Raw genomic sequence first — 26367 nt, forward strand, 5'->3', positions numbered from 1 at the left:
AGCCTGCGGCGCGCCTCCTTACGTCGCCTTGTCGAGTGCTTGCCGTGCCCTTGCCGCCCAGTACGTTCCACCGCTGCGGTCGAGCAGGCTCACAGCGCTCTCCAGCCGAGCCCGGGCGCCCGCACGGTCGCCGAGCGCCAAGAGCGCCTCACCGAGGTGGCCGTCATAGGCTCCGGCCACGTTGGTGCAGGCCCCGCTGACCAGCAACCGGCCGGCGAAGGGCAGGAAGAGATCGTGGACTTCCCGGATGATCTCGGTCTCGGCCAGCAGGATGGCGACGTGCAGCCGGCACATCGCCGTCGAGCTCCAGGTGTAGTCGCGCGGCGGCAGCCCGAGGCCGCGCAGCAGCGTGCGGGCCCGGTCGTGCTCGCCTCGCCGCGCCAGCCCGTAGGCCAGGGCGTGGCCGACCCCGGTCGCCCCGGTCCGCTCGTAGGCCTCCCGTACCAGCGGGAGCTCGTCGCCGAGCCGGTCCTCCTCGAGAAGCGAGTGCAGCAGCTGGCTGCTCATGGCGACCTCGAAATAGCCCCGGTCCCCCGTCGAGAGCATCCGCTCCACCCGTTCCATGTGCCGGAACGGCTCGGGCCGGCGCTGAAAGAGATCCAGGCCGGTATGCATGATCGCCAGCTGGCACGTCAGAGTCGGATTGTGCAGCTCGTCCAGGAGCGCATCGGTCTCGTCGAGCAGCGCGCGTGCCTGCGGCATCCGGCCGTGCTCGACCAGATGCGAGGCCAGATGGATCCGGGCGATCACGCCGAGCTGCGGTGACAGACCCGGATGCGCCAGGAGGCGCCGTGCCGTGTCGGCGCGCTGCTCCGCGAAGTCCTGCCCGGTCAGCGCGATCAGCCTCAGATGCAGGACCCGCGACAGCAGTTCGCCGTCGGGGCGGCCGATGGCGCTCGTGCTTCGGTGCTCGCTTCCATCGTCGACGTCCGGGCCGGTTCGCGCGCCGTCTCCCGAGACCAGGGCGAGCCGTTCGGCGGCCGCGACCGCCTCCGCCGTCGCCGCGTCGAGCCGGGCCGCGCCCCCTGTCTGGGCCAGGGCGACCGATCGGCACGCCAGAGCCAGCGTCCAGGCCGGCGAGCCCTCCGGGACCGACCGCACCGCCGCGGTCATCGCCTCGCGCAGCCTGACCGGATCCCGGCCATGGCGGAACGGCAGCCAGATCCCGTGCGCCATCGCGATGTCGGCGGCCCTGACCGCCCGATCGGGGTCGTCGCCCGCAAGTTCCAGGGCCTGCTCGACCGCCTCGTATCCGTCGTCGAGCCGTCCGGCGGCGTACCTGCTCTCGGCGAGACCGACGGCGAGTTCGAACCGCTCGGCCGGGTCCGCCCCGGCCAGGACGGACGCCGCCAAGGCCTCCTGCCATGACACGACGGCGTCATCGAGGGCGTGCCGGCGCAAAGCGGCCCGCGCCGTCCGGGCGGCGTAGTCCATCGCCATCCGGGCCGGCTCGGCGCCCAGTTCGGCCGCCGCCAGCCAGTGCCCGGCGATGACGCCGTATCGCTCCTCGCGCTCTCCGTCCGCGCGGGTCAGTGCGCGGGCGACCATTCCGTGGGTCCGGGCCCGCCACAGCCGTGACCGCCGCGACAGCAGAGCGTCGGTGACCAGCGCGTGCGCGAACTCGTAGCGGCCGAGGCCGGACGCGGACTCCCGGATCAGCCCGGCCGCGGCGGCCGCGTCGAGTGAAGGCAACAGGTCACCGACGTCACGGCCGGTGACCTCGGCGACGATCCCCGCCTCGAACGCGCCGCCCATGATGGCCGCCACCTCGAGCAGACCGCCCGTCGGCTCGCCGAGCCCCGCGACGCGGTGCAGCACGACGTCGAGGACGTTCTGCGGCGCCTCCTCCCCCGACCGGGCGACCTCGGTGAGGAAGAACGGATTGCCCGCCGTCCGCGCCCGGAGTTCTTCGGCCCGCTCGCCGCCCGGATCGCGGCCGGTGACCGCCAGGATCAGCCGGCGGGTCTCGTCGGTGCCGAGCCCTTCGAGGCTCAACCGCCGCGCTCCCAGCCGCGACAGCGACGACAGGGTCCCGGTCAGCGCGGACGCCTCGTGCCTGCGGAAGCTGCCGAGCAGCAGCATGCCGGGCGGGAGAGCGGACGCCACATGGACGAACAATCGCAGGGTCGCGTCGTCGGCGGAGTGCAGGTCGTCGAGCACCACGATCACCGGCCCGGCCTCGGCGAGAAAGGCCCGGACCGCCTCGAAGAACCGGAGCCTGGCGCCCTGCGCGTCGTAGGAGGGCACCGCCCCGAGCCCACCGGACAAGAAGGCGGCGATCTCGCCCGCGACGGGGAGAGACGCGGCGGTGACGAGATCTCGGAGCACCTGCTCCCATGGCCACAGGGGCGGGGCGGTCTCGTGATCGGGGCTCACGCCCCATGCCACCGCGATCTTCGCGGCCGAGCAGAACCGTCTGAGCAGGCTGGTCTTGCCGACGCCGGCCTCGCCGTCGACCAGGACGATCCGTCCGTTCGCCGACGCCGCGGCGTCGGCTAGCACGCGCAGGGCCTCCTCCCTGCCGACGAACGGTCCTTTCGCCGTTCGCCCGGTCTCCTGCCGTACGGACCCGGCGAACGGGTCGTACGGCGGCGGTTCGGGAACGGAGGCGGCGGGCAGCAGACCGGCGTCCTGGCGGAGCACCGCGGTCTCGAGGCCGGACAGCCGCGGCCCGGGGTCGATGCCCAACTCGGTGGCCAGGAGCTCGCGTACCGTGCGCAGACACTGCAGGGCGGCGGCCTGCCGCCCCGACCGGTAGTGCGCCAAGACCAGCAGTTCCCAGGCCCGTTCCCGCAAGGGGTGGTCACGGACGAACGGGTCGAGCAGCGCCACCACGTCGGGGTGACGGCCGAGTTCGAGCAGCGCGCCCGCCAAGGCCTCGACCGCGTCGAGGCGAAGCTGCCCGAGCCGACCGATCTCGGGCTGCGCCCATTCCTCGGAACGGACGTCGGTGTAGGGGTCGCCGCGCCAGAGCGCGAGCGCCGGGGCCAGACTCTCGACCGCCTCCTGGTGGCGGCCGCCGTCGAGGTGGGCCAGCCCGGAGGAGACCAGTGCGCCGAACTCGCGGACGTCGAAGTCGAGCCGGTCGGTCATGAGCCCATAGCCGCCCGCGGCACTGATGAGCACTGAGGCGGCCGCACCGGTCTTTCGGTCAGGCTCCAGGCATCTGCGGAGCCTGGACACATAGGCGTGCAGGCTGTTCCACGCGGAGGCCGGCGGGGCGCCGGCCCACAGCCGGTCGGCGAGCACGTCGGCCGGCACCACCCGGTCGGCGTTGACGGCCAGCAGGGCGAGCAGCGCGCGCTGCTTGGGCGGTCCCACCGATGTGGGCCGCCCGGCCACGAGCAGTTCCACAGGCCCGAGAAGGTTCAGCCGCACACGCCGATCGTAGAGAGCGGTCCTCGCACCGTCCACCTGGCCATGGCCGCACGACCGGCGGAGTCCCGGTCGGTCGGGCTTCGCCGGTGATCTCGTCTTTCGGCAGTGCGTGCAGAGTGCGCAGCACCCGCGGGAACGCCCGCCGGTCCTCAGGGGGAACGCGCGTCAGCAACCGCTCCTCCCGCTCACGGACCCCGGCCCGGACCGCCTCGCGCAGCCGCAGCCCGTGCGGTGTGATCGACAGCAGATGCGCCCTCCGGTCGGCCGGATCGGGGCGGCGGCTGATCAGGCCCCGCTCCTGCAGATCGTCCAGCACGCCGATGATCCGCGTCTTGTCGGCGCCGATGCTCTGCGCCAGGGCGCTCTGGTCGCGTACCGGCCGTGCGCCGTCCAGGGCATGCAGCACCAACTCCCCGACGTGCGCCGATGCCGCGCGCAACCGGGCCGCGCAGGCCACGGCGACCACCATCGGTGTGCTGTACACGGCCGCGCAGGCTAAGGGGAATCCGCGCTTGGTCGACATCGCGGATACCTACGCCAGAGCAGGACGGGAACCATACGGCCGGGTGGCGCCGCTGGGCGGCTACTCGCGAGGGCTGAGTGGGAGTAGTGGTCCCTGAGGTGCTTCGCACCGCAGAACACCCGCCTCGCCTCATGGCTCCCGGTCTCGGGATCTGGCACAAAGTCCGTGAAGTAGTGACATTCCGTCGCCGGACACACCAACAGTGTGTTTTCGGTGGGGTTCAGTCCGGATGGCCGGACTTTGGCCACCGGCGGCCGGGCTTTGTGCCAGATCCGGTTCTCATCTTCATAGCCGCCCAGCCGGAGCGCTCCGGATCAGGATGGGACGTGGCTGTAGGTCTCCAGGACGATGCCCTCGGGCAACGACGGCCGGTCGACGACGATCTCGAAGGGGGAATCCTCGTCATCGATCTCGGAGACCTGACGGCCGTCGCGCAGCAGGGCCAGGACGGGGAGCCCGTCGGCGACGACCTCGTCGCCGGAGACGAGACGGGCGCGGGTGTCGGCGCGCACCGGTCCGGTGAAGAGAGGCCCCGACACCGCGACAGCGCCGTGACCGGCAAGGCGCACCTGATCGATGCCGAGCTCACCGAGCCGCTGCTCCCGGTATCGCGGTTCGGGCACCCGGTAGGCGACGATCAGATCGCCCGCCTCCAGCCCGTCGAACGCGACGTAGAGCAGGCCAGGCCCCTGGATCGAGGGGACTTCGGCGCCCGACGCGCCATGAAGGAGGACGATCCGCAGTACGTCCGCGACGATCTGCCCACCGCGTACCACCCGCACGCGGTCGCCCGCCGAAAGCACGCCGCCCGCCGGCTGCACGACGCCGCCGCGCCCGTCGATCCGCTCGAAGAGGTACGGGCGTTCCACCCAGGCCCGTCCCAGCTCCACCTCGGTGCGGTAGTCGTGTGTGATCGGCGTCGTCGCGGGCGCACCCGGCCGGAACTCGCGCAGGTCGCGCTCGTAGCACTCGACGACGTCCCCTGGCCGCAGTCCCGGGAAGCCGAGTCCGAAGTGGAAGGACTCTTTCTTGCTCGCCCGCGACAGGGCCTTGCCGCCCGGACCTTCCGGCACGATGTAGCCAACGCGCAGATCGTCTGCGACGATCACACCGTCGCGCAGCACCCGCGCCAGATCACCGAACCGCGGCTCGCCACCGAAGACGTAGCCCAGGCACCCGCCCCGGCCATCGACCTCGTTGACACCGAATTTTCCGTGCCGGACTTCCCGCAGCGGCAGAGCTTCAAGATCCATACGAGGGAAGGTAAGGCATGGTGACCGCCATAAACAGCCCGTATGGCGTCCTTCTCGCGAACTTGCCCTGCTCCACAAGAAGATCCTGCTCGCCCTACTGAACTCACACTCCGTCACGCCTTCACGGCCTCTGTGCCAGGTCCCGTTCTCGCCGGCAAAGCCACTCCAGCAATATCGCTACGAGTGACCATTCATCACTTTGGGTAAAGTGCGTGGCAGTCGCCTCAATGACAGAGCGCATTCACGCCGTCATCAACTCCAGCACCCCGTCCCTCTTCCCGAAGCTCTGGTACGAGCGGAACCAGCCGCACGGCGCCACTCTCCGAAACCGTGTGCCCGACGGTCTCCCGCTCATCCCGGCCAGTGCCATGAACTGCTGAGTTCGGGCCGTCTTGTAATCTTCGGCAAAAATCCGGACGACACTTTATTGGTGGGTGCGAATTATACATTTTGCAAATACTGTCAATGGACGATCAATGGTTTCTGGTGCATCGTTCGCGTATGAGAAAGCTCTTCGTGAAGGTTCTTCTGGCCGGAGCCGGTTCGGTGGCGCTGCTCCTTCCCGCGACACCCGCGCAGGCGGCCGGCGAGTGGCACGAGGTTCCGCTGCCCCCGCTGTGGCCCTCGAATTTCATCAACGAGCTCGCCGCAGCAGCTCCTGACAGCGTCTGGATCGGCGGCGGGCAGGGCAAGTTCTGCATCCCCGGCTGGACGCCCTACAGCTGTGTGCTCTCCAGTCCGGGCAATCCCGTGGTCCGGCGGTGGGACGGCGGGCAGTGGCTGGAATACCCGCTGCGCGACCTTCCCTCGAATGTCGGGCCGATCGACGACGTCGGCGCGTCGGGCGGCGAGGTGTGGGTGCACAGCCACGTCCAGCTCAGTTACCCCGAGTACCTCGCCCGCTTCGACGGCACCGCCTTCCAGAAGGTGCCGCTGCCGTCCGAGCGCACGGTGTCCCTGTCGGTCAACCCCGCGGGTGTCTGGCTCAAGAAGTCCTCCCAGTACCGCTGGAACGGCTCGGGCTGGACGGTCACGCCGATGCCCACCGGCATCAGGGGCATCTCCGGCGATATCCACGCCATCAGCGCGAACGAGGCCTGGGGCCTGGGCGTCGGCACGGGCCAGAGCCGCGAATACTTCCTGGTGCGCTGGGACGGCACCTCCTGGACCAAGGTCGCCGACCTCCCCATGACCGGCGAGTGGGACGTCTACTCCGGCGACGGCATCGCCGTCACCGGCCCCGGCGAAGTGTGGGCCCTCCAGGAGCGCCCCCAAGAGGCCGCCTCACGCATCTACCGTTGGACCGACAACGCCTTCACCGAACATTCCCCGTCCTTCCCCACCCAGCTGAATCGCCTGCACGTTGACGGCCAGGGCGCCCTGTTCGCCAGCGGCTACATCGCGATGTCCCCGAAGGCCGCAGGGACCCTCCGCTTCACCGGCGCCGACTGGGTCACAGAACCCGAACCGGCCCCCGGAATCTCCCCCGGCAGCCTCATCAGCGTCCCCGGCACCGACCTCGCCTGGACCTACGGCTCCAACCCCGCCAAGACCTTCACCAACTCCTGACCCCCACCACCCCGGCTCGTGGAGGCTCTGTTTCAGAGGCCTTGAAAGCAGATGCGGCCGGTGACCGGTGGGACTGGCACCACAAAAGAGACTGAACGTTTTCACCACGCGACGGCTTCGCGGTTCTGCAGGACGCTGATGGCTTTGGCGAGATGACCGGCGCGATGGGGGCAGCAGCGTGGCTTGGCCAGGATCTTCCACTGCTTGAGCTGGGCGTTCGCGCGCTCTCCGGGGCCGCGGAGCTGGGCGTGCGAGCGGTTCGCCTGCTTCTGGGGCTCGGGTTTGTTGCGGCCTTGACCCTGCTGGCTAACTCGGTTCAGGCGGCGAGGGTGCGGGCGGCGTCGAGGGCTTGTTGCTGGGCCTGGGTGCGGGTCCAGGAGCTGCTGGTCTGTCCTTGAGGGCAGATGGCCTGCCGGGCGGTCCAGCCGATGGTGAACGCGGCCCGGTCGTAGCCGGTGGCTGCGCGGGCCTGGGGCGAGGAATGGATGAAGGTCGTCATGGCCCTGTCCACGGCGGTCGCATCCGTGGTCGCCACGTTCGTGATCAGATTCGGCGGCGCGCTCGCCCTGCCGTGCCCCCGCTCGGGCCGCAGGTTTCGCTGACGTGGACCTTGTAGCCGTTCCAGAACACGTCGGCCTTGACCGACCAGCGGGTGTCGGGGTCGTAGGGAGAGGCCAGCCGGTGCCTGCCGGGCGGCAGCCCCGCTCCGCCCTCGCTCAGTGGCCGCCTCCGCTGCACCACCTGGCGCCCGCGGGCATCGACGGCCCGGACGAAGTTCTGGATCAACATCACCCGCAACGCCTGCACCGCGGGCGGCTCCCGCAGCCAGGCGGGGGAGAACGGCGCGTAGACCGCCGCGCATAGCGCATACCCGTCAGCGCCGTAAGCACGCGCGAGCTGCTCCTGCTTGGCCTTGGAGGCCGGCAGCCGCCACGAGTCGATACGAGCGCGATACCGCTCGGCCCAGCCCGGCACCTCCAGCACCTGCTCCACCCAGCCGGGCGCCGCGGACGCGAGTGCTTCCAGCGCGGCACGCACGCATTCACCGGCCAGCTCCACCCGGTTCAGGTCCCGCACCGCCGAGACCACATGCGTGGCATCGGTGCGCTGCTTGCCGCCCGCCTTCACCAGCCCTTTGTCCTTCAGCGCATCCAGCAGCAGGTCCAGGACCCGCTCCTCCAGGCCACGCGCGATCACCCGGGACCGGAACTCGCAAAGCACACTCGCGCCGAACCCCGGGTCACCCAGCTCCAGCCCCAGCGCGTGCTTCCCCGCCAGGTCCGTCCGGACCGCTCACACGCCCCGATCTGCTCAGCCAGCCACGTCCCGGGGTCCACACTGTCATGCACGGCCATCGCGTTCCCTTTCTTCGAGATCTTGGTCGATTCGAAGAATCACGCGGTGGCCGTCTCACGTCACGACGACACTCTTGCCCCGGGGAAACCCATACACCACCTCCGTGGACGCAACCCCCGCCTCGCACGTATGGGCGCGCAGACGGATGGAGGCGCTCAAAGGTCTGCAGAGCCACGGGAGCCGACAGGGCGGCCATCACTCAACCGAGGCGTCCCACTACGGCCTCAACGTATCCAAGACCTTCCTGTTTACATATTTGAGGATGGCGACTTCCTGAATAAAATAGCAGCGACGAGCCCATTATAGATCCTCAGGCCACACCCAACCGAGGCCGAGATGATGACTCACATAATACTTCAGTATGTATTCATTATTACTCTTGCACTTTTTTTGTTGTGGGTGGCACGCAATTTTACCCAGAAGACCTTGCGTGGCGTCGAGGCCTCCCTCATTGTCCTGGCATTGGTGGGCATCACGATCTACGGAGCCCATAGTGTTCCCGGACCGGAGCGTTTTGCCACCGCTTTCTTCAAAGGGGTCTCGCATCTCGTGAGAGACTTCTTTTCTCCTTTTTTCGCAGCTTTCGGGGTGTCGCCGACCCCTAAAACCGACCTGGCGGGGGAGGTCACGGCCATCGCACTGGTGGTGGCCTTCATGATCTATTTGGACACCGTTTCTGCACGTCGTTCTTCTCCGACCGTCGATGTGCAGAAAATTGAAGTTTCGGGCGAGGGGAGCAAAGAGGTCAAGGATGAACTGAAATTCATGCTCGCGGCGGTCGAGCTCAAGAAGCCCCCGCTCATTCCCGGTAGTTCTACGGTGGAGAACATCGCTTCTGTAGCGGAGTCTTTCCAGTCTGATCGGGGCAGGGTTTTCGGCGCGTTCATGAGGCTCATCAAGTCGATCGAGCCGAAGCCCCGATCATTTGGCGTGCGGCTCCGGGTGGAAAATACGGGATCCGGCTCGGGCCGTTTGTTCACCATCGATCTCTGTGACAAAAAGACGGAACAGAGCGTGGTGGTCAAGACCATGGCCGCAGAAAAACCGGAGGACGTAGCCCGGAAAGCCGCTGCCTTCATCGGCCGGTATGTCTTCCTACAGGACAGGGCGATGCCGGGATGGATGAGCGGATCCATCGATGGTGAGGATCTGAACGCTTATCTTGAATCCAAGAGAGTATGTTCTGACAAAGGCGGGAGGGAAGAGCAGATAAAACAGCGGGAGCGACGCAAGGAGATCCTCTCCACTCCCGTCATGAGCAGCCCCAGTGCGGGTCTGGTACGTCATGAACTGGCCCTCCTCCATGACATGGACGGAGAACATCTTGAGTCGATCCGCCTCAATCTCATCAACAGGGTGTTCCATCCGGACTTCAAGAGAGCGCGTTTTCGGTTGGCCTCATCCCTGTCCATGCTCGCCGCAGAAGATACGTTCGGACGCCAGTGGAAAGACGCGGAGGACGAAATTTTCTCCCCAGTGGGGGAGCCCCGAAAAATGAAAAGAAGTCAGCTGCGCAAGGAGATCACCAGGCTCATAGAGAGATCCGAAGTAAGTGCCCCCGTCAGGAGTCTGGAAGTCTTCAAGGAGATGACCAGAGAAGGCGGCGAAGGGAACCCGGAGAAAATTCGCAAAGCCCTGCTCGATATATCGGTTAATGAATTCAAGGAATTCTATGGGCATCTGAGCCTGCCCGCACTCCTCTCCCAGTCCGTCTTCTTCCGAAAGAGGAGGATGTGGAATCTCTCCTACTTGACCGACCGCAGGTCCCGCAGGGACATGCGGTACATGGCGAAAGTCGGACGTTACCTAGCGGAAATGCGCAGGTTCCAGCTCTCCGACGACGGAGAAGTACTGGTCAGGGAGGTGCGGAAGAGGAGGAGGAAGGCAGCGAAGTTCGTCAAGAAAACCGGAATCGTCATTCCCGGGGATCTGCTCAAGAGACCGGGCGGTCCCTGGCTGGACGGACGGTTCTTCCAGGAGTTCGCACGCCTGGCCTCCCGGCTGCCGATGATCGGCAGAAACCATGATTTCACCGAATCGTACCCGGCTTCGGGACCGAAGTGGCAACTGGTCTACAATACGGCCTGCCTGTTCGCGATACCAGAGAAGGGCGGAATCATCAGCGAAAAGCAGGCCGAAACCGTCATTCACCTTCTGGAACACGCCGTATACGATCCCCTCTGCAATCTGCCTTACCCCTCTGAATGGCTGGAAAAGGATCCCGACCTCATCCACCTGAAGCGCAGCGGCCAGTGTGTGAAGTTCCAACGCTTTCTTGACGAGGTGCAGGCCCGAGATTTTCCGCCCAGCCCGTCAAAGCCGCAGCCCACGGATCTGGTCTGGTGGTCGCAGTGGCAACTGGCAGTGTGGCCTGCGGACCGGTCTTCGGACGGCTGGCTCTGACCACGGCGGGCACGCCGAGTGGGCGTGGCGCCGACGGGCCGGGGTGAAACCGGCTTGAAGCCGTGGTGAAGCCGGGGACGCGGAAGCTCTTTTCAGATGCCGGGAGGTGCCCGGCGAGGAGAGGGGGCGCGTCATGGCGGATCTCAGTGCCGTCCGGGCGGACGGGCTGGTCAAGGACTTCGGGAGCTTCCGGGCCGTGGACGGGATCGACCTCCAGGTGCGGCAGGGCGAGATCTTCGGGGTTCTGGGGCCTAATGGGGCAGGCAAGACCACGACGCTCCGCATGCTCGCCACCTTGCTGCCGATCGACGGCGGGCACGCGGAGATCTTCGGGGTCGACGTTCGGCGGGAACCCCACCGGATCCGGCAGTTGGTGGGTGTCACCGGGCAGTACGCCTCGGTGGACGAGGATCTGACCGCACGGGAGAACCTGTGGCTGTTCGCCCGCCTCCAGGGCCTGAGCGGCAGACGGGCGAAGGCCATCGCCGACGACCTGCTCGAACGTTTCGGCCTTCAGGAGGCGGCCGACCGGCCCCTGTCGCAGTTCAGCGGAGGGATGCGCCGGCGGCTGGATCTGGCGTCGAGCCTGATCACCCGTCCGCCACTGATCTTCCTGGACGAGCCGACCACCGGGCTCGACCCGAGGACCCGGGGCCAGATGTGGGACACGATCCGCGAACTGGTCACCGACGGCTCGACGATCCTCCTCACCACCCAGTACCTGGACGAAGCAGACCAGCTGGCCGACCGGGTGGCCGTCATCGACCAGGGGCGGAAGGTCGCCGAGGACACCCCCGACGCCCTGAAGACCCAGGTCGGCGACTCAACCCTGCAATTGAAGCTCGCGGACGGCTCCGACGCCGCGCTGGCCGCGAACGTCGTCCGCCGGCTCCTCGGTGAGGAGCCGGTCCTGACCCCGGAATCAGGGCGCATGAACGTACCCCTCCCCGACCCCGACCGGGCCGCGGACGTCCTGATCGGCCTGCGCGACGCGGGTCTCGGCATCTCCTCGGTGAGCGTCGCCAAACCGACGCTGGACGAGGTCTTCCTGGCGCTGACCGGCCACGGCGCCGACGACGAGACACAGATGGAGGCGGCCCGATGAGCACCATGAGCACCGTGACCCCGACCGTTCTCGGCCCCCGGCGCGTCGACCCGGCCGCCGTGGTCGCCCGCACGACACCCCGCAGCTCGCTCAAGGAGACCCGGGTCCAGGTCCTGGCGATGGCGTGGCGGGCCCTGAAGAAGATGCGCCGCAAGCCCGAGCAGTTCTTCGACGTCCTGATCCAGCCCCTGCTGTTCACGGCGATGTTCGCGTTCATCTTCGGCGGCGCGGTCTCCGGCAGCGTGTCGAACTACCTGCCTGTGCTGATCCCCGGCATCCTCGCCCAGACGGCCCTGACCGTCTGCATGGCGACGGGCGTGCAGCTGCGCGAGGACATGGACAAGGGCGTCTTCGACCGCTTCAAATCACTGCCGATCGCGAGAATCGCCCCCTTGGCCGGACCGATGATCGCCGACCTGACCCGTTACGGCATCGCGTCGGTGCTGACGCTCCTCACCGGCCTGCTCATCGGTTACCGGCCCGGCGGCGGCGTGCTCGGCTGCGTCGGCGGCGTCGCGCTCACCGTGATCGCGGGCTGGTCGCTGGCGTGGATCTTCACCTGGCTGGGCACGATGGCGCGTTCGGCGCAGAGCGTCCAGGGCATCTCGATGATGATCATGTTTCCGCTCACCTTCCTGTCCAACGCCTTCGTCCCCGCGGAGACGCTGCCCGGCTGGCTGGAGGCGTTCGTGAAGGTCAACCCGGTGTCGCACGTCGTCTCGGCGGTGCGCGACCTGCTCAACGACGGGGCCGTGACGGCCGAGGTCGGCTGGGCGGTCATCGGCTGCGCGGTCGTCGTCGCGGTGTTCGCCCCGCTGGCGGTCCGCTCGTACTCCCGCAAGATCTGAGGCGGTTCACAGCACCCGCTCCAGGACGGCGCGGGCCTCGGCCAGCAGGTCGGGGCCGCGCCGTTCGCCGTACTCGGCCTCGATCCGGGCCAGGACACCGGGGGCGAGGCGTTCGGCGTGCGCTGACAGCACCGACCACCGCATCGTCGGGACGAACCGGCTGTAGGCGAACCTGTCGGCCAGCACGAGCAGCCGGACCGCCTCCTGGGCGGGCAGCGCCTCCCTCAGCAGGCCCCAGACGCCCAGCGCGGCGAGCACCATACCCGCCACCGGATAGTCCTTGAAGGGATGGTCCGGGCCGAACACGATCGAGGTCTTGTCCCGCAGCGACTCGAAGAAGTCCGCGCCGTCGTCGCCTTCTCCATACTGCGCGAACGCGGAGAGCGCGGCGGCCTCGCCCGCGATGGACCAAGGTGTGAGGCCGTCCGGCATGCCCGGGACACGCAGGTTCCGGAGCGCCGCGACCGCCTCGCGGTGCCGCCGCAGTCCCTCGGCGATGTCACCGTCGACGAGGGCCAGCTGAGCTCTGCCGGCGGTGACCGACAGGATCTCGGCGTGGCTGCTCCGAGAGGCGAGCGCCTCCAACTCGTCGATCATCCGCGCGGCCTCGTCGCGACGGCCCTCGGCGAGCGCCGCCGAGGCGAGGACGGCGCGGATCTGGATGGCGTCGTCCACCGCTCCGAGGCGTTCGAGCACCGGGAGCGCCTCGGCGGCGTGCCGGGAGGCCTGTGCGGAGTCTCCGGTGTGCGAGTGCAGGCCGGCCAGCTGGGTGTGCAGCACCGCCCGGTGCCAGGGTCCGTTGCCCTCCCCGACGAGCTCGAGGGCGGCCCGGGCCGCTTCGATCGCGCCGACCGGGTCGCCGGCGTTCTCCCGGTCATGACTCAGCCAGTGCAGTACGAACCCGCGGATCATGGGGTCGGGGTCGCCGAGGATCTCCTCGACGCCCTTCTCCGGGTCCGACATCATCGTGAGCAGCGCGGTCGTCAGCGCCCGGACGGCCGGGGTCTCCGAATCGGCGCCCAGCGCGGCCAGCAGCCGCGCCAGCGTCCCGACCTCGTCGGAGGCGACGGCGGTGGCGTTGAGCAGCGCGATGCCCAGTGCCACCCGGGTCCGGTCGAGGAGCCGGGGCGGAGGCGTCCATCCGGTCAGGACGGCGGCGACGGCCGGGGCGACGACGACGCTGCGCGGATGGTCTCCGCAGATCGACCAGTAACCGCCCAAAGCGGAGTACAGCACCACCACCGCCTCCGGATCAGAGTCGGCGAGGGCCTCACGCAGGACGTCGGCGAGATTCGTCTCCTCAGAACGCAGCCGGGCCATCGCGTCGACCTGCTCCGGCGAGTACAGCCGAGCACCGTGCCGGTCTGCGTGACCGACGGCCCAATCGCGCACTGCGGTCCGCGCCTCGGCGGCCTCGCCAGCCGAGTCCAGTTGCATCCGGCCGAACTCGCGCACCGTCTCGAGCATGCGGTACCGGACGCCATCGGCCGTCTCCACGACGGTGAGCAAGGACTGCTCCACGAGCTCCTCCACCTCGCCGAGGGCCTCACCGCCGAGCACCGCCTCCGCCGCGTCGAGGGCGAAGCCGTCCGGGAAGGCCGAGAGCCGGCGCAGGGCCCGGCGCTCTCGCTCCCCGAGGAGGTTCCAGGACCAGTCGATCACCGCCAGTAGTGTCCGGTGCCGGGAGGGGGCGCTCCGGTCGCCGCCGCGCAGCAGCGCGAACCTGTCCTCCAGCCGGCGGGCTATCTCGGCCGGTGACATCACCCTCACCTTCGCGGCGGCCAGCTCGATCGCGAGCGGCAGGCCGTCCAGGCGGGACACGACGGCATGCACGTCCTCCTCGTCGAGGCGCACGCCGGGCCGGGCCGCGGTCGCGCGGTCACGGAACAGCTCGACCGCGTCGCCGGTCCCCAGCTGCGGCAGCGGGTAGACGCGTTCGGCGGCGATCGCCAGCGGTGAGCGGGTCGTGGTGAGGACGCGCAGCTCCCGCGTGGTCGCGGCCAGGTAGGCGACCAGGTCGGCGACCGCCTCCACCAGATGCTCGCAGTTGTCGAGCACCAGCAGCGCCGGGGCCACTCCGAGCTGCTGGGCGATCCGTGCTCGGACGTCGGCGCTCTGCCGAGGGGTGAGCGTGCGGCGCCCGGTCACCGAGTCGCGGACGCCGAGCGCCGACCCGACCTCGCCGATCAGATCCTCGGGCGCGGTCACGCCGACCAGCTCGACGAAGTACACCACCGGCTGCGCGGCCTCGCGGGCGACGGTATGGGCGAGCCGGGTCTTGCCGAGCCCGCCCGGGCCGAGGATCGAGACCACCCGGGACGTGGCGAGCAGCGCCCGCACCCGCCGGAGGTCGTCGTCACGGCCGAGCAGCGGGGTCGCGTCGAACCGCACGCCGGCGCGCACAGGATTGTCGAGCGCCAGCAGCTCCCGGTGGACCCGCCGCAGCTCCGGGCCGACGTCGGCGCCGATCCGGTCGCGCAGGTCCGACCGGTGGCGTTCGAAGCGGTCCAGCGCCGCACCCGTCCCGCGCACCGCCGCCTCGCTGCGCAGGAGGTCGGCGAGCAGGCCCTCGTCCTCCGGGTGAACGCGCGCGGCCTCTTCGAGCTCGGGCAGGGCGGGGCCGTGGTCGCCGCTGCGGCTCCGGGCCCGGGCGAGCACGACCCGTGCGGACGCCAGGTCGCGTTCCGCACGCCGCCGCACCTCGGCCAGCGGGCCGCCGCCTTCGGGAGGCAGTGTCCCGGCGCCCAGTGCGAGCACTTCCTCCGCTGCCACGACCGCCGCGGCCGGATCCTCGACGAGCAGCGTCCGCGCCCGGCCAGCCAGAGCGTGCAGCCGGCCGGCGTCGACCCGGTCGGGCGGAACCTCGAGCCGGTAGCCGCCCCCTTCGGTGGCCAGCGTCTCCGGCCCCACGACCGCCCTGGTCCGGGACACCAGGACCTGCAGCGCCTTCGCCGGACGGGCCGGCTCGTCGTCCCCCCACACCTCCGCGACGAGCCGCTCCGCGTTCACGGCCCGGCCGGCGAGCGCGAGCGCGGCGAGCAGCGCCTGAGCCCTCTCGCCGACCACCGGCCGCCCCCGCCACCGCACATCGTCGAGCAGGCTCAGGTCGATCGGCATGGCCTGAGTCTAGGCTCCGCCGGGCCGTTCACCCCGTTCTCGCCTTTATCCGGCTAACGGGATACGGCTTCCAGCCGGACGGGAATGCCGTTCAGCCGGGCCATCCCGGCCAGGGGTTCGAGGTCCTCGGGGTCGGCCAGGTCGTTGACGTTGGCGCCGCCCGCCGCGTTGGCGCGGCTCCAGCCTCCCTGATGGCCCCAACCGTGCGGGACCGCGACGGTGCCGGGCGCGAGTTCGTCGGTGACCTTGGCCGGCAGTTCCAGCGAGCCGCGGGCGGAGGTGATGCGGCACAGGTCGCCGTCGGCGATACCGCGCTCCGCGGCGTCCTGGTCGTTGATCCGCGCCAGGTGGGTGCGTTTGCCGCGCATCAGGCCCGGCACGTTGTGCATCCAGGAGTTGTGCGAGCGCAGTTCGCGCAGGCCGATGAGGCGCAGCGGGTAGTCGGCGGGCTCGTCCGCCTCGGTCAGCCGCCGGATCTCGGCGAGGATCTCCGGTGGCGCGACGTGGACGCGTCCGTCCTTGTGGAGCATGCGTTTGCGGAGCGTCCCGGCCTTCTGGTGGTCGGCCAGGACCAGGCCGTGAGGGTGCCTGCGCAGTTTGCGCAGGCTCAGCCGGTAGGGGCCGATCCGCAGCAGTGCGTCGAGCATCATCCGGGGGCCGGGCCGCACGCCCAGCCGGTGGGCCAGCCGCTGCGGCGCGATGGCGCCGACGCCCAGGCCCATCCGGCGGGCGAGGTCTTCGATGATCTGCCATTCCTGCCTGGCCTCGCCCCGGGGCGGGACCACGGCCTCGGTCCAGATGGCGTGCGGGGTGAGGTCGAGCTGGCCGAACGCCAGCGGGAAGTCCTCGCGTTCCAGGAAGGTGGTGGCGGGCAGGACGTAGTCGGCCTGCCTGGCGGTGTCGCTGAGATAGAGGTCGATGCAGACGAGCAGGTCGAGCCGGTCGGCGGGCAGCCCGCCGGGCAGCGAGTTGGCGGGGTTTCCGGCCGAGACGAACAATGCCCGGAGCCGTCCGGGGCCGGGGGTGGTGATCTCGCGGGCCATGACCCCGGCGGGGAAGGTGCCCAGGACGTCGGGGTAGCCGCCGATCCGCGAACGGCTCCTGCCGTAGGAGGCTAGGCCGCCGATCCTGGCCAGGTGGTCCACCGGCAGCGGGGCGCGGCCGAACAGGACCCCGCCCTCCCGGTCGAGGTTGCCGGTCACCAGGTTGAGGGCGTCGATGAGCAGGGCCGTCAGGGTTCCGAACCGGCCGAGGCAGGAGCCGATGCGGCCGTAGACCGCGGCGTGCCGGGCGGCGGCCAGGTCCCGTGCCAGCGTCCGGACGTCCTCCGCGGGGATTCCGGTGCGCGTCTCGGTGTGCTCCGGGGTGAACGGGGCGACGGCGGTTTTCAGTGCCTCGGTCCCGCGAGCTTCGAAGGGCGCCTCCAACCGTTCGGCGAAGATGACCTGGAGCAGGGACAGCAGCAGCCAGGCGTCGGTGTCGGGCCGGATGGGCAGGTGCTCGTGCGCCTTGGCGGTCTCGGTGCGGCGCGGGTCGACGACGACCACCCTGCCGCCGCGGTCGCGGATCGCCGCGAGCTCCTCCTTGATGCGCGGGGCGGAGATGAGGCTGCCGTGCGAGACCAGCGGGTTGGCGCCGAGCATGAGCAGCAGGTCGGTGCGCTTCAGATCGGGGATCGGGACGAGCAGGGGCGAGCCGTACAGCAGCGCGCTGGCGGCGAACCTGTTGTTGACGTCCTGGCTTCCGGCGGAGTAGACGTGCGGCGAGCCGAGCGCGCCCATGAAGCCGTTGAGCCAGATCGGGTGGCTGTAGGAGAAGGTCGCCGGGTTGCCGAAGTACCAGCCGATGGAATCGCGGGGGACGTCCTTGAGCCGCGCGGCGATCCCGTCCAGCGCCTCGTCCCAGCTCACCCGCTCGAATTCGCCGTCGGGGGTGCGGCGCAGCGGGTGCAGCACCCGTTCGGGGTCGTTCTGCACCTCGGCCATGGCGATGCCCTTGGGGCAGGCGAAGCCCCGGGAGAGCGGGTTGTCGGGATCGGGACGCAGCTGGACCAGCCGGTCGTCGCGCACTGTGGCGACCAGCCCGCAGAGCGGTTCACAGATCCTGCAGTAAGTGACCACTTGCTTGTCTGCCATGGCCGTGATGCTAACTTCTCTGCTCTCTGCGCGGAACCCCGGCAGGGCTCGCCGTGGACTTGTCTTCGAGGCGTCACGCTCTTCGTGCCGGAGCCCTTCCGGCGAAGAGGGTCGCGATGACTCCGGCGGCGCCGATGAGCACGGCGCCCAGGGCCGCGATCCTGAAGTCGTCGAGTGCGCCGGCGGTCCAGGACAGCAGAGGGACCGGAGAGAGGAGGGCGCTGATCAGGGCGAGGGGGACGACGCGGAGGGGGCGTCGCGGGTCCGCCGCGGTGAACACTTCTACGAACAGCAGCGTGAGACCGGCGAGGGTCAGGAGTGCGGACAGGGGGGCGATCAGGACGGCCAGGAGGTCCATCGAGTGCAGCGTCAGACCGGCCACCGCGCCGCCCAGGGTCAGCAGGGAACCCCAGTGCAGGCGTGCGCGGGGTTCCAGACCCGCGAGCAGGGTGAGAGCCAGGACGATCAGGACGGTGAAGCCGGCGCGGAACCGGTAGGCCGACCCGTCCTTCAGTGCGGGGGCCTCCCATTGCGCGGCCGGTTCGGCGATCCCGGTTTCTCTCTCCGTCCAGGTCGGGAAGCCCAGCCGGTGCCAGGTGCCGCTCGTGTCGCGCATCGTGAGGCCGTCACCTCCGTTGGCCACCACGACGACATGCCCTCCCGGCTGCTGCTGCACGACCAGAGCCCTGCTGGAGATGTCGGAGTCGTAGCCGTTGTCCCCGGCCTGGCGTCGCAGGAAATCGGTCCGTCCCTGTGAGATCTCCCAGGCCGTGCGCCAGGTGCGGCCGTCGGTGGTCTCCTGTACGGCGAGCCGTCCTTTCACCACGCGGTAGCAGTGCAGCGGCTCCGACGGCACACAGGCCCGATCCTTGGCGTCCCGTTTCACCCAGTTATTCTCTATTTTCTGCCAGGTGGCGCCGCCGTCTGCGGTCGAGACGCCCATCTCCCAGTTCGTCCAGGCGACGATTCGCTCGCCGGATATCTCGACGGTGAGGACCGATCTCTCGAGGGGCGCCGAGGTGGCCGCCGTGGCGACGACCGCGAAGGGCACGAGCAGCGCCGTCCGCCCGAACCGCATCCACCGCGCGGAGACGTCCCGTTCCCGCACGCGCCGGTGGACCTTCCAGCTCACCACCAGTGCGGGCAGCGCCAGGAGGTCGGTCGGGTCGGCTCGTATCAGTGACGGCCCCGCCGCCAGACTCCACAGTTCGCCAGCGATCCGTGCGCCGACGGCGGTCGTCTTCACCAGCACGAACCCGGCCCCGGTCGCCACGATGGCGCCCCGGGCCGCCCGGTCCCCGTACCAGCCCAGCATCGAAATTCCGAGTGCGAGCAGCGCGGGAGCGAACACCAGGCCCGCGAAATCGCTGATCTTCCCCGTCACCGGACCGGGAAAGGCCTCCTTCAGCACCTGGTCGTTGACCGCCAGCACGATCACGGCCGCCAATGACACCGGATGCCCCAGCCAGGCCACGGCAGAACCCCTCATGCCGGAACACTCACACGGCCCGCACCGTGGACGCCAGGGACTCCGGTCCCGGTGTGATCGGCCGGTCCGGCGCATCGCGAGGAGTGGAGTTCAGCGGACGTCGACGGTGGCCATCATGCCGAGGTCCTCGTGGTCGAGGATGTGGCAGTGGTAGACGGTGCGGCCGGACAAGCCGATGAAGGGGATGCGCAGCCGGACCCAGCCGCGGGCGGGGATGAGCACCACGTCCTGCCGCACTCCGGCGGCCGGCGGGTCGCCGCCTCCGGCGGCCATCACCTGGACGGGCCAGACGTGCAGGTGGAACGGGTGGTCCATGGGGCTCTCGTTGACCACGGTCCACTCCTCGACGTCTCCCAGGCGGACCACCTGGTCGTCGCGGTCGGGGTCGTAGGAGCGGCCGTCGATGGTGAAGTCCATCATGCCCCGGCCCGTGCCCATCCCCATCTGGAAGGCGACCCGCCGCTGTCTGGCCGTCTTTCCCGCCGGGGCGGAGGGTGCCGGCAGGGACGCGGGCGGCTGCGATGACGTCGTGGCGCGGCCCGACACCGACAGGGTCGCCAGGGTCACCGGATCCGTCGTGAAGGGGGTGTTTCCCCGTCCCCGGCCAGGACCGGGACCGGGACCCGGACCGCCCATCATGCCGGGGCCGCCCCGATCGTAGGGGTCGGTGATCAGGGCGTATCGGCCCGCCTCCCTGGGGCGGATGAGCAGGTCTGCCCGGTTGCCGGGGGCCAGCACCAGCCGGTCGAGTTCGACGGGCGCCGGCAGGAACCGTCCGTCCAGGGACAGCTGGGTGAGGCGGTGGCCCTCCAGTCGCAGCGACAGCACCCGGGAGGTGCAGGTGTTGACGACCCGCCACCGCTCCGACGAGCCGGGCGCGGCCTCGATCACCGGGCGGCGCGCGCCGTTGACCAGCACGAGTTCGCCTTCCCTGCCCAGCATCCGGTCTCTGGGGCTCACCGCCGCGACGCCGGAGCCGTCCAGTGTGAGGTCGGAGACCAGCAGGATCCGGTCGGCGCTCGTTCCCAGGTCGGGGCCTCCGTCCACCACGAGAGCCCCCATCAGCCCGCCGAAGAGCTGATCGGCGACCGTCCCGTGATGATGCGGGTGGTACCAGTGGGTACCTGGTGGATGGCCGTCGGGGATCCGGATCTGGTAGTCGAAGTCGTCGCCGGGATCGATGACGACGAACGGGTTGTCGGAGTTGCCGGCCGGTGACACCTCCGGGCCGTGGGTGTGCAGGTTGGTCGGTTGGTCGAGCCGGTTCGACAGCCGTACCTTCAGCAGGTCCCCCGGCCGCACCTTCAGCGTCGGCCCCGGCGACGTCCCGTTGAACCCCAGGACCGACGCGTCCATGCCCGCCGATCGGGCCCCGGCCGCCGCGGTCAGCTCCACCTCCAGCAGCCCGTCCCTGCTGGTCAGCACCGGTGGCTGGTACAGGTCTCCGCCCGTCGAGGCGGGGCGATCCGTCCTCTCGTCCTCGGGAGCCCCCCATCCGGCGAGCCATCCGGCCGTGCCGCCCGCCACGGCCGCCGCGCCCAGCCCCGCGAGGGTCAGGATCTTCCGCCGGCTGACGGGCTCGCCGCTCATCCCAGCGTCTCCTTGCGGCGCACGTACTCCTCTTCATCGATCTCCCCGCGGGCGAAGCGCTCGTCGAGGACTCTGCGTGCCGAAGCCCCCGGGTCGTTCCCGGGAGGCGGATAACGCCGCTTTCCCTGGGCGGCCTTCACCCCGGCGTAGCCCAGAAGCGCCAATCCGATGACGATCAGTACCGGCCAGACCCACATCCAGCCCCAGCCGTCCATCACAGCCCACCACGCTCCCCCACGGCGCGTCTTCCTCCGACCGCACGTCTCCATCCCACCCGCCGGAGTTCCTCACCAGACCTACCAGATGTCCAATTTCTTCTAATTTGCCCAGGCGGGGGTCGCAAGATCGAAACTGCGGGGGCATGTTCACCGGCCGTCAAGGACCGCGGCCGAGCCGGGGCAAAGCCCCGGACCCGACCGCGGTCCTCATCGCCGGATCAGTCCTCGACCTTGTAACCGGCCTCCTCGACGACGCCGCGCACCGCGGTGTCGTCGATCGGCCCCGCTCCGGTCACGGTCACCCGGCGGGCGCCCAGGTCCACCTCGACGCCGGTGACGCCGGTGACCCGGCCGACCCTCTCCCGGACCTTGCTCGCGCAACCCCCGCAGGTCATGCCGCTGACGGTGTAGGTGGCGGTGCTGCTCATGCGGATCACTACTCCCGGTATTCGTCCCATATACCCCCATGGGGTATCCGATACGGCCATGCTGCCACCGCGGATCATCGAACACAACCCATACCCCCTGGGGGTAAATGAGACAACGCTCACACTCCCGCCGGAAGGCGCAGGCGTTTGAGGGCCAGGGCGTTGACGGCGACGATGAGGCTGGAGCCCGACATCGACAGGGCCGCGATCTCGGGACGCAGCACCAGGCCGAAGGCGGGCTCGAAGACACCGGCGGCGATGGGCAGGGCTATGGCGTTGTAGCCGATGGCCCAGCCCAGGTTCTGGCGCATCTTGCGCAGGGTGCCGCGGCCGATCCGCAGGGCGGTGGGCACGTCCAGGGGATCGGAACGCATGAGGACGACGTCGGCGGTCTCGATGGCGACGTCGGTGCCGGCGCCGATGGCGATGCCCAGATCGGCCTGGGCCAGCGCGGGAGCGTCGTTGACGCCGTCGCCGACCATGGCGACCCTGCGGCCGCCCGACTGGAGCTCGGCGACCTTGGCGGCCTTGTCCCCGGGCAGGACCTCGGCGATCACGGTGTCGATGCCCAGCCGCCGGGCGATGCGCTCGGCGGTCGCCCGGTTGTCGCCGGTGAGCATGACCACCTCGACGTCCAGGTCGTGCAGGGCGGCGACGGCGGCGGCCGAGGTCTCACGAGGGGCATCTGCGATGCCCAGCAGACCGGCCGCACGTCCGTCGATCCCGACGATCACGACGGTCCTGCCGGTGGCGGCCAGCTCCTCGCGCCGGGCGCCGAGCTCACCGAGGTCGAGGTGCTCGCGTTCGGCGAGCCTCCGGTTGCCCACGACCACCCGGTGGCCCTCGACCTCGGCGACGGCGCCGTGGCCGGGGACGTTCTCGAAGCGTTCGGCACGCGGTGACACGACGCCCCGGGCTTCGGCATGGCCGACGACGGCTTCGGCGAGCGGATGTTCGGATTCGGCCTCCACGGCGGTGACCAGCCGCAGCAGTTCGTCCTCGGCGATCCCGTCGGTGATCACATCCGTCACCTCGGGTTCGCCCCTGGTCAGAGTGCCGGTCTTGTCCATGACCACGGTCTGGACGCGGGCGGAGGCCTCCAGGGCCATGGCGTTCTTGAACAGCACGCCGCGCCCGGCGCCCAGCCCGGCGCCCACCATGATCGCGGTGGGGGTGGCCAGGCCGAGCGCGTCCGGACAGGTGATCACCACGACGGTGATGGCGAAGAGCATCGCGGTGCCGAACACCGCCCCGGCCAGCAGCCAGACCGCCAGCGTCAGCCCGCCGCCGATCAGGGCGACGAACACGAGCCAGAACGCGGCCCGGTCGGCCAGGCGCTGTCCGGGCGCCTTGGAGTTCTGCGCCTCCTGGACCAGCTCGACGATCTGGGCGAGCGCGGTGTCCGAACCGACCTCGGTGGCCCGCACCCGCAGAGTGCCGTTGGCGTTGATGGTCGCGCCGATCACCCGCGAGCCCGGCTCCTTGTGCACCGGCAGGCTCTCCCCGGTGACCATGGACTCGTCGACCTCGCTGCCGCCCTCCTCGACCGTCCCGTCCACGGCGATCTTCGCGCCGGGACGGACCAGCAGCAGATCCCCGACCCGCACCTCGGAGGTGGGCACCTCGACCGCCTCGCCGTCGCGGAGCACGACCGCCCTGGGCGGGGCCAGATCGAGCAGGGTGCGGATCGCGTCGTTGGCGCCGCCCCGGGCCCGCATCTCGAACCAGTGGCCCAGCAGCACGAACGCGGCCAGCACCGTGGCCGCCTCGTAGAACACCTCCCCGCCCCCGGTGAGCGTGATCACCAGGGAGTACGACCAGCCCGCGCCGACCGCCACCGCGACCAGCACCATCATGTCCAGGGTCCGGGCCCGCAACGCCCGCACCGCCCCGTCGAAGAAGATCCAGCACGAATAGAAGATCACCGGCAGGCTCAGCAGCAGTGCCCACACGTCCTGGCGCAGCCCGAACGGCACCGGCGCGTCCAGGCCGAACACCTCCTCCCCGATGGGGGACCAGATCACGATCGGGATCGAGAAGACCAGCGCCACCAGGAACCGGTCGCGCATGTCGGCGACCATCGCCGCCATCGACATGCCGCCGTGGCCCCCGTGCCCCATCACCTCGTGCGGGGAACGGACCGCCTCGGCCTCTGCGTGATGGGCGTGCTCCCCGGCCGGCTCGGCCAGGGGGTCGCACATGTGGGCGGGCACCGACTGGCCCGCGCAGTGGAAACCGCACTCCCGCACCCAGCCGCTCAACTCCGTCACCGACGTGCGAGCCGGATCGAAGGTCACCGTGGCCGCCTGCGCCACCGGGTTCACCTCGATGCCCAGCACCCCGGGACGGGCGCCCAGCTTCGTCTCGACCACGTTCTGTTCCGACGCCCAGTTCAGCCCGCTCACATCCAGCACGACCGTGCTCGACGTGAGCGGCCGTCCGGACCGGTCGCGGTGCCCGATGTCATGGATCATGGACGAGTTCCTCTCCACAGGGCGCCGATCAGGCGTCAGGCCGGTGGTCTCGCAGGACCTGGAGTCTCGCCCGGTACTCCTCGGCCTCCATCTCGCCGCGGGCGAACCGCTCCGCGAGGATCGCCTCCGGGTCCCGGTGCTCCCTGGGCGGCGCCGCCTGTCCTCGCTGCTCGGAGCGCGCCGTGGAGCGGACGAGCATCACGACCGCGAAGATCACCACTCCCCAGAACACCAGGTTGCCGATCATCATGAAGGCGAAGCCCCAGCCGTTCATGTGGTCACCGTGCCAGTACACCGTTCCGCCCCTCCCGCCGTGGAGGGCCGACCCGGCCGTGCGCCTCGGGCAGCTCACGGGATGGCCGATTTCGGCGACCGCGGCAGACCTTCTCGGCATCCACGGTACTTCGTTCCCCTGAGGCGGGTCCGAAGACGAAGAAGGGGGGCGTGCGGCACGCCCCCCTTCGTGTTCCGTCCGGCTACTCGCCGAGGAGCTTCTTCATCTGGTCGATCTCGGTGGACTGACCGGTGATGATGGACGCGGCCAGGTCCTTGGCGGGACCGTAGGCGCCTTCGGACTTCTCGGTGGTGGCCATGGTGACGGCGCCCTCGTGGTGGGCGATCATCATCTTCAGGAACCGGGTGTCGAATCCGGTGCCCGAGAGCTTCGCCAGCCCGGCCATGTCCGTCTCGCTCATCATGCCGGGCATGCCCTGGCCGGGGTGGCCCGTCCCGTGGTCCATGCCGTGCATGCCGTCGGCGGGGACCTGCTCGCCCCAGGCGGTGAGCCAGCCGGACATCGTGGTGATCTCCGGGTCCTGGGCCGCCTTGATCTTCGCGGCGAGGTCCTTGACCTGCTGCGACCCGGCGCGGGTGGCCGCGAGGTCGGCCATCTCCACGGCCTGCCGGTGGTGCGGGATCATGCCCTGCGCGAAGGCCACGTCCTGGGCGTTGTGCCGTCCGGCCTCCATGGACGGCGACATCGGCGCGCTGGTCATGGGGTGCCCGCCGGACGGGTTCATGCCGTGCTCGGAGGAGTCGTCGCCGCAGGCCGCCGCCCCCAGGGCGACGGCGGTGGTGAGGGCGAGCACGGCGACGGTCCTGCGGACCGGGGGGAACTTGACGATCATGTGAATGCTGCTCCTGTGTCTGCGGATGTGGAAGAAGGCGTGCCGACAGAACGGCACCGGAGCCCGAGGCCGGTGAGGAGACCGGGCGCCCGGGGCCTTCTAGATCCGCAGGAGTTGCAGTTCCGCCAGGTCGGGAGGCGCTCGCTCCACCGAGGTCCACGACGGTGCCGCCGCGGTGGCGGCGACCGGGATGTAGAGGGATGGGGCCGGAGCGGACGGCAGAGAGGCGGCGCTGACGCCGGTGGCCGCGCAGTCGGAGGCCGCGTGATCGATGTGACCGCCGGCGGGGTGGTGATGGCAGAGCCGGTCCGCCGACGCCTCCTCTGCCGGGGCGGACCCGTCGACGCCATGCCGGTGCCCGGCCGCGTGCCCCGTGGCCGGAGCCGAACGGTCCGTGGCCGACACGCCCGTGGGGACGGCCCCCATCAGGCCGTGCATGCCCACCAGGCCGACCAGCACCGCCGTGATCAGCAGCAGGAGTCCGAGCGCGGCGCGGTTCGGGCCCGCGGGTCGCTGAAGGTCGCCGATCACCCGTTCATCTTAGGAGCGGCGTCCCACCGCGAGAGCCCGGGTCTGTCCCGGGAGGGCGGAGTGCCGTTAGCTTGGGAAGCCTTATCCGGAGGAGACAGACGATGAGCCACCATCATCCGCTTTTCGCCCGCTTCTACGCGCGGACCAGTCTCGCCATGGAGCGCGGGCTCGCGACCCACCGCCGCACCCTGCTGGAAGGCCTGTCGGGCCGGGTGATCGAGGTCGGCGCGGGGAACGGGCTCAACTTCGCCCACTACCCCGCCACCGTGACCGAGGTCCTCGCAGTCGAGCCCGAACCCCATCTGCGGGCCCTCGCCCGGGGCAACGCCGAGCACGCGCCCGTTCCGACCGAAGTCGTGGACGGCGTCGCCGACCGGCTTCCCGCGGAGGACTCCTCCTGCGAGGCGGCGGTCGCCTCCCTGGTGCTGTGCTCCGTCCCCGACCAGGCGAAGGCGCTCGCCGAGATGCTCCGCGTGGTCAGGCCCGGCGGGCAGTTGAGGTTCTTCGAACACGTCCAGGCGGCCTCACCCGGCCGCCGCCGGATTCAGAAGGCCCTGGACGCCACGGTCTTCCCGTTCTTCGGCGGCGGCTGCCACTGCGGCCGCGACACCGCCGCCGCGATCGAGCGAGCCGGCTTCGTCATCGAACGGATCGACCGGCTCGGCACCGCGGAGACCCAGATGCCCTTCCCGGTGGCGCCGCAGATCCTGGGCGTCGCCTCCCGCCCCTGACCGTTCCGGCGGAGGCCGGTGCCGGGACGGTCCCCGCGCGGGAGCCGTCGCAGGGACCGTCCGGGACGCTCGGCGGACGAGCCGGGGTCGTG

The 26367-nt window shown here is 70.0% G+C and carries 19 protein-coding genes and 2 pseudogenes; 5 read left to right on the forward strand and 16 right to left on the reverse strand.

Annotated features, from left to right (window positions below; all coding sequences use genetic code 11):
• Positions 1-18 precede the first annotated feature (18 nt).
• The 3 genes and pseudogenes from ABGB12_RS00400 to ABGB12_RS00410 all read right to left on the reverse strand — a co-directional run bounded on the left by ABGB12_RS00400 (position 19) and on the right by ABGB12_RS00410 (position 5154).
• Positions 19-3378, reverse strand: coding sequence for a BTAD domain-containing putative transcriptional regulator (locus tag ABGB12_RS00400; RefSeq protein ID WP_347673509.1), 3360 nt, complete (start codon positions 3376-3378; stop codon positions 19-21).
• Positions 3379-3613: 235 nt separating this feature from the next.
• Positions 3614-3901: pseudogene (locus ABGB12_RS00405) on the reverse strand (MarR family transcriptional regulator); the annotation flags it as partial.
• Positions 3902-4215: 314 nt separating this feature from the next.
• Positions 4216-5154: a hypothetical protein gene (locus tag ABGB12_RS00410; RefSeq protein ID WP_347673510.1), complete on the reverse strand. Its 939-nt coding sequence runs from the start codon at positions 5152-5154 to the stop codon at positions 4216-4218.
• Between the two features lie 501 nt (positions 5155-5655).
• Here ABGB12_RS00410 and ABGB12_RS00415 point away from each other — a divergent pair.
• On the forward strand, positions 5656-6723 hold the full coding sequence (locus ABGB12_RS00415) for a hypothetical protein (RefSeq protein ID WP_347673511.1): 1068 nt from the start codon (positions 5656-5658) through the stop codon (positions 6721-6723).
• A 101-nt stretch (positions 6724-6824) separates the two neighbouring features.
• On the opposite strand, the pseudogene ABGB12_RS00420 reads toward ABGB12_RS00415, so the two are convergent.
• The 3 genes and pseudogenes from ABGB12_RS00420 to ABGB12_RS00430 all read right to left on the reverse strand — a co-directional run.
• Positions 6825-7019 (reverse strand): annotated as a pseudogene (locus ABGB12_RS00420) (transposase family protein); the annotation flags it as partial.
• A 20-nt stretch (positions 7020-7039) separates the two neighbouring features.
• Positions 7040-7258, reverse strand: a complete 219-nt coding sequence (locus ABGB12_RS00425; protein WP_347673512.1) for a hypothetical protein — start codon at positions 7256-7258, stop codon at positions 7040-7042.
• A gap of 8 nt (positions 7259-7266) precedes the next feature.
• A complete protein-coding gene (locus ABGB12_RS00430) occupies positions 7267-7920 on the reverse strand; it encodes a hypothetical protein (RefSeq protein ID WP_347673513.1) in 654 nt (217 codons plus the stop codon).
• A 558-nt stretch (positions 7921-8478) separates the two neighbouring features.
• On the opposite strand from ABGB12_RS00430, the gene ABGB12_RS00435 reads away from it, so the two are divergent.
• From ABGB12_RS00435 to ABGB12_RS00445, 3 genes are all read left to right on the forward strand, one after another.
• Positions 8479-10482, forward strand: a complete 2004-nt coding sequence (locus tag ABGB12_RS00435; RefSeq protein ID WP_347673514.1) for a hypothetical protein — start codon at positions 8479-8481, stop codon at positions 10480-10482.
• Between the two features lie 133 nt (positions 10483-10615).
• Positions 10616-11587, forward strand: coding sequence for an ATP-binding cassette domain-containing protein (locus ABGB12_RS00440; RefSeq protein WP_347673516.1), 972 nt, complete (start codon positions 10616-10618; stop codon positions 11585-11587).
• On the forward strand, positions 11584-12435 hold the full coding sequence (locus tag ABGB12_RS00445; protein ID WP_347673517.1) for an ABC transporter permease: 852 nt from the start codon (positions 11584-11586) through the stop codon (positions 12433-12435). The genes ABGB12_RS00440 and ABGB12_RS00445 overlap by 4 nt, the downstream gene beginning before the upstream one ends.
• 6 nt (positions 12436-12441) lie before the next feature.
• Here the strand turns inward: ABGB12_RS00445 and ABGB12_RS00450 are convergent, their stop codons facing one another.
• The 10 genes from ABGB12_RS00450 to ABGB12_RS00495 form a co-directional block, all read right to left on the reverse strand.
• Positions 12442-15552 (reverse strand): BTAD domain-containing putative transcriptional regulator, encoded by a 3111-nt coding sequence (locus ABGB12_RS00450; protein WP_347673518.1) that lies wholly within the window; start codon positions 15550-15552, stop codon positions 12442-12444.
• A gap of 53 nt (positions 15553-15605) precedes the next feature.
• Complete coding sequence (locus ABGB12_RS00455) at positions 15606-17687, reverse strand: molybdopterin-dependent oxidoreductase (protein WP_347673520.1); 2082 nt, start codon at positions 17685-17687, stop codon at positions 15606-15608.
• Positions 17688-17760: 73 nt separating this feature from the next.
• Positions 17761-19176 (reverse strand): hypothetical protein, encoded by a 1416-nt coding sequence (locus tag ABGB12_RS00460; RefSeq protein ID WP_347673522.1) that lies wholly within the window; start codon positions 19174-19176, stop codon positions 17761-17763.
• Between the two features lie 90 nt (positions 19177-19266).
• Complete coding sequence (locus tag ABGB12_RS00465; RefSeq protein WP_347673524.1) at positions 19267-20766, reverse strand: multicopper oxidase family protein; 1500 nt, start codon at positions 20764-20766, stop codon at positions 19267-19269.
• A complete protein-coding gene (locus tag ABGB12_RS00470) occupies positions 20763-20981 on the reverse strand; it encodes an SHOCT domain-containing protein (protein ID WP_347673526.1) in 219 nt (72 codons plus the stop codon). Before ABGB12_RS00470 ends, ABGB12_RS00465 begins: the two co-directional genes overlap by 4 nt.
• A 221-nt stretch (positions 20982-21202) precedes the next feature.
• The gene (locus ABGB12_RS00475) at positions 21203-21412 is read right to left on the reverse strand and encodes a heavy metal-associated domain-containing protein (RefSeq protein ID WP_347673528.1); all 210 of its coding nucleotides are present in this window, start codon (positions 21410-21412) and stop codon (positions 21203-21205) included.
• 119 nt (positions 21413-21531) lie between these two features.
• On the reverse strand, positions 21532-23886 hold the full coding sequence (locus tag ABGB12_RS00480) for a heavy metal translocating P-type ATPase (protein WP_347673530.1): 2355 nt from the start codon (positions 23884-23886) through the stop codon (positions 21532-21534).
• Between the two features lie 28 nt (positions 23887-23914).
• Complete coding sequence (locus ABGB12_RS00485) at positions 23915-24181, reverse strand: hypothetical protein (protein ID WP_347673532.1); 267 nt, start codon at positions 24179-24181, stop codon at positions 23915-23917.
• Between the two features lie 181 nt (positions 24182-24362).
• A complete protein-coding gene (locus ABGB12_RS00490) occupies positions 24363-25013 on the reverse strand; it encodes a DUF305 domain-containing protein (RefSeq protein ID WP_347673534.1) in 651 nt (216 codons plus the stop codon).
• A gap of 99 nt (positions 25014-25112) precedes the next feature.
• On the reverse strand, positions 25113-25544 hold the full coding sequence (locus tag ABGB12_RS00495) for a DUF6153 family protein (RefSeq protein WP_347673536.1): 432 nt from the start codon (positions 25542-25544) through the stop codon (positions 25113-25115).
• 101 nt (positions 25545-25645) lie between these two features.
• Between ABGB12_RS00495 and ABGB12_RS00500 the strand changes: the two genes are divergently transcribed.
• The gene (locus ABGB12_RS00500; protein WP_347673538.1) at positions 25646-26275 is read left to right on the forward strand and encodes a class I SAM-dependent methyltransferase; all 630 of its coding nucleotides are present in this window, start codon (positions 25646-25648) and stop codon (positions 26273-26275) included.
• Positions 26276-26367 lie beyond the last annotated feature (92 nt).

It is taken from the genome of Actinocorallia sp. B10E7 (assembly GCF_039871655.1).
Classification (GTDB): Bacteria; Actinomycetota; Actinomycetes; order Streptosporangiales; family Streptosporangiaceae; genus Actinocorallia.